Consider the following 4,102-nt stretch of genomic DNA (forward strand, 5'->3'; position numbering starts at 1 on the left):
ATAAGTCCACAGAATACATCTCCCCACCCTCCGCTCATCAGCTTCAGGTGTCAGATTGCGGAATTTTACTCCGCGACGGTCAGATCATCAGACCGTTTCTGTGGGCATTTTGTCTCCGGGATTCACACCCCGGTGGGTTCCGGTTCGGTGATTACTGGCGGTTGGGACTTCTGGTCGAAGTCTTGGTGGTCGTCGTTAGTCTGCCGCTGTTGTTGATCGTCTGGCCATTGTAGATCGGCACGGTGAGGTGCTCCCCGATGGTTGGACAGGAACTTTCGGAAGTTATCCGTTCTTCGGCAGCCACCGGATCGCAGCCTGTCTGAGCAGGGAAGGAACGATCGTCGGTCGCCATCGGGGGTACACCGTCTGAGGACAAAGATGGGTCTTGAGGCAATCGACAAGCATGGTTCGCCGGAGAACATGAATACGGCCGTCCAAGGCAGCCGGTCGCCCAGCCGACGGTTCCTAACGAACGCCCCATGCCCCCAATCATTCTAGATCATGAACAGGCGGATCAGGAGGGCTGAATTTCCCATCCCAATGGGCAACGCCAGCCAAACGTTGATCGACAGCGACAACCACGGCAGAACCCGAAGCGCGGCTCAAAAAACAAAGGTTCCTGTCAGCGCAAGAATGCTCCTGGAGAGGATCAGTTCTCGACACCTTGCCAAAATCCGTTCCATTCAGAAGGTGGCAATTGAGCTTCTTCCTTTCGAATGACTACGGCACCCCCGCCCCTTAAATTGTGGCAGTGTTTCGCATGAACCATGTGACCACCCTATGGGATGGCTTTGGCCGGTGGCTTATTGCGTACTTTGCTGGTTGAGGGCGCGACGACTTCGACAGCCGGGCTGGCCTCTCTCTCGAGACGTGCCTTGCGAAGACGCGCTGTCTTGACCTGACGGCGTTCCATCTCTCCGTCGAGGATTTCCCTCGCGGCGCGCGTGGTCTTGTCCATCGGCGTTTCCGCTCGGGGTGCGGATGGTTTGAATACACTCGACCTTGTCAGTTCCGTCATTAATCAACTCCTTGATGAAATTGGTGCTGGGCATGAACGCTCGCCAAGCAGGCCGCGGAGGGCTGGATGTTCCCGGCCTACGGAAGATTCACGGTTTGCCTCATTGCGATCATACCGGTCACAGGTCATTGCTTGGTTCCCGTTCGCTTCATCGCTTCGCCACAGTGTTTGCCCCAAGATCGGGAATAGTTTCAGTGTCATCTGACGTGCCAGCCTCCATTCCTCTAAGGAATTTGAAGAGATCACTGTCCGTTGTCAGAACAAGCGTTGTTTCACCGGAAATCATGTCACCGTAGGCCTGCATGGTTCGCGTAAATTCATAGAACTCGGCTGCTTTGGGACCACTCGTGTATGCGCCGGCATAAATCTGTGCCGCGGAGGCATCCGCAGCTCCGCGGATTTTCTCAACCGCCCGGTAGGCTTCGGACTGAATCTTGTTCAGATCCCGCTCGCGGTTGCCGCGAATACGCGCCGCTTCGCCGTTACCTTCCGAGAGGAAACGCTCAGCAATCTGACGTCGTTCTGAAATCATGCGGTCATAGATTTTCGGCCTGACGCTTTCATTATAATTGATCCGCTTGAACCGGATATCGAGAAGCTCGATGCCAAATACGCGGACCTTCTCAGCTGCCGCTTCGAATATCTCCCTTTCCACAAGGGCCCGCCCCTTCTGGATCGGAACCAGCGAACCGATATCCTGAGCAATTTCCTCGTCTGTCAAGAGCGTGTCCCTCAACGGAGTTCGACCCTTGGTCGTGCGGATGATCTCAATGAGTTCATGCTTGGCTACGGCATTGCGAGTCTCGCTGCCGAGAATGTCATCGAGTCGGGATTGGGCACTGCGTTCATCGCGCAGACGAAGAAAATACTGCAGTGGCTCCGTGATCTTCCACCGCGCGAACAAATCGACGGAGATGTAGAGCTTGTCCTTGGTGGGCATGTCGGAAGGGTTGCCATCCCACTCCAGAACCCGGCTATCAATTCTATTGACCGTTTGAACGAAGGGCAGCTTCACCTTCAACCCGGCCGATGTGATCGGTTCACCGACAGGTTTACCAAACTGGGTGATGATGGCCTGTTCAACTTCACCTACGGTGTAGACTGCGCTTGAAACCGTCACGACGGCGGCGACCACAATTCCTGCAAGAATTCCTAATCCGATCTTCATGGCCGATCCTCCTGTTGGCGATCAAGGTTCAAAAGCGGCAGAATACTGCTGGAGGGCCCATCGACGATGATCTTCGATCCAATACCGGGCAAAACTGCCTGAAGGGTCTCAATGTAAATCCGCCGCCTCGTAACCTCTGGCGCTTTCTCATATTCGGTAAAGAGCGCCGTGAACCGCGCGGCATCACCTTCCGCCTCGTTGACCCTTTTCAGCCGGTAACCGTCGGCCTCCCGGATACGCTGGTCCTTTTCGCCCTCGGCCAGCGGGATGACCTTGTTGTATTCCCGGCGCGCCTCGTTGATCAGGCGCTCCTTCTCCTGCTGTGCCTGGTTGACCTCGTTGAAGGACGATTGAACCGGGCCCGGCGGGTTGATGTTCTTCAGCTGCACCTGGTCGATGCTGATGCCCATCGCGTATTTCGTGGCCAGCGCCTGCATTTTCAACAGCGCTTCATTCTCGATCTCTTGACGACCGATCGTGATGACCTCGTCTACCGTCCGGTCGCCGACCACCTCACGCATCACGGATTCCGAGACGTAGCGCAGCGTCGCGCGCGGCTCACGCACCTCGAACAGGAACTTCAAAGGCTCGGATATCCGGTATTGCACAACCCATTCCACAAGGGCGGCGTTCAGGTCGCCTGTCACCATCTCGGTTTCACGACGTCCGTCAACCGGGCTTTGAAACGGCTCGGTCGCGCCCGGCGTCGAGAAGCCAAACTCCTGCTTCAGCTGGCGCTTCACCGGCACCAGCGTGGCGACGTCTACACCGAGCGGGACCTTGAAATGCAGACCGGGCGGAACCTCTGATTTGTACTTTCCAAAACGCTGAACAACGGCGACAGAGTCGCTCGGGACCGTATAATAGGATGTCCAGACCCCGATTGCTGCGAGAGCGATTGCTCCGACTACCATAAAGCCCTTCATCGACGGTCGCCCGCCAGGCACCAATCCGCCCAACCGTTCCCGACCTTTGCGAAGCAGCGCATCAATCTCCGGCGCGCGGCGTTTCTTTGTCGTATTCCAAGGACCCGGTTCTTCCGGGCCATCATTTTGCCTGGGCATATCGCGTCCTCTCTCGCTCGCGCGGGCAGCTGTTAATCTGTAATAGTGTCTGGGATTTCCCATTCCAGTAGATGGAAACCCGGCGGCGTCTTCGATGCCTTTGGCGTTCTTACTGAAATCAACGTCAGGGCGGCGCGGTTCAAAGCAGGATGTCGCGCCGCTCTTTAAAGCCTCGGCGCCAGCTGATAGTAGGCCCGCAGCTTGTCCAGCCATGAGCGATTGAGCATGTCAAAGTGCTCAAGCGGCGGCGCTTCGCGTAGCAGCTTCTCAGTCACGTTCATCACCACATGGCTGCCGCCCTTGGCCAGATGAAGCAGCCGATCATATGGCACGACCATCTGCTGTGCAGAAATCGCCCCTCCGGTGTCAATAACCAGATGCGACAGGGATCCGGTCTTAGGTTCGAACAAGATATCGATCAGGGTACCGACTTCGCCGTTCTGACCGAAAACCGGCAAGCCCAGCCAGTCACTAAGGTGCGAAAATCCGTCCACTTTCGGATTTCCGGAGGTCTCCCGATCGCCTTGCGCCTCATGCCGATCAAGATCGGTGAAACCAGCGAAGCCCCCGCCTAATGGACCAACCATGATCGGCGGCATCTCCGCCATCGCCATGTACCCGAAGACCTTTGGGTCGGACCATTCCGGCGCGGCTTTGATGCCGTCGGGACTGATTTCAACTGGCCATTCGCGGTTGCTTTCGTCAGGTTCGCCCATCAATCGCGTTGAGAACGGCGGTGCGAAAGTCGGCCACGGTAGCGGCGGGATGAGCCTGCTGCGGGCGGCGTAAAAGTCGTCCACTTTTACCCTTTCTGGCGACAGGGAGGGCGGGAGGATTTTCACTGTGGATTTG

Annotated in this window: 5 protein-coding genes; 1 reads left to right on the top strand and 4 read right to left on the bottom strand. The window is 56.8% G+C overall.

The features are described 5' to 3' along the window. On the top strand, positions 1 to 233 hold a 233-nt coding region (locus ROE7235_RS20450; RefSeq protein ID WP_147434279.1), incomplete at its 5' end, for a hypothetical protein. 545 nt (positions 234 to 778) lie between these two features. Here ROE7235_RS20450 and ROE7235_RS18860 read toward each other — a convergent pair. From ROE7235_RS18860 to ROE7235_RS18875, 4 genes are all read right to left on the bottom strand, one after another. Continuing rightward, complete coding sequence (locus tag ROE7235_RS18860) at positions 779 to 958, bottom strand: hypothetical protein (protein ID WP_121097432.1); 180 nt, start codon at positions 956 to 958, stop codon at positions 779 to 781. A gap of 208 nt (positions 959 to 1,166) precedes the next feature. Then, positions 1,167 to 2,186 carry a protease modulator HflC gene (hflC, locus tag ROE7235_RS18865; RefSeq protein WP_121097435.1) on the bottom strand — a complete coding sequence of 340 codons (1,020 nt, stop codon included), beginning with the start codon at positions 2,184 to 2,186 and terminating at the stop codon, positions 1,167 to 1,169. Further along, positions 2,183 to 3,463: an FtsH protease activity modulator HflK gene (gene hflK, locus ROE7235_RS18870; protein WP_245964036.1), complete on the bottom strand. Its 1,281-nt coding sequence runs from the start codon at positions 3,461 to 3,463 to the stop codon at positions 2,183 to 2,185. The genes hflC and hflK overlap by 4 nt, the downstream gene beginning before the upstream one ends. Next, positions 3,415 to 4,102: PRC-barrel domain-containing protein (locus tag ROE7235_RS18875; protein ID WP_220669597.1), on the bottom strand; the 688-nt coding region annotated here is incomplete at its 5' end. The genes hflK and ROE7235_RS18875, both read right to left, overlap by 49 nt.

The sequence above is a fragment of the Roseinatronobacter ekhonensis genome, from assembly GCF_900499075.1.
In the GTDB taxonomy this organism is placed as follows: Bacteria; Pseudomonadota; Alphaproteobacteria; order Rhodobacterales; family Rhodobacteraceae; genus Roseinatronobacter; species Roseinatronobacter ekhonensis.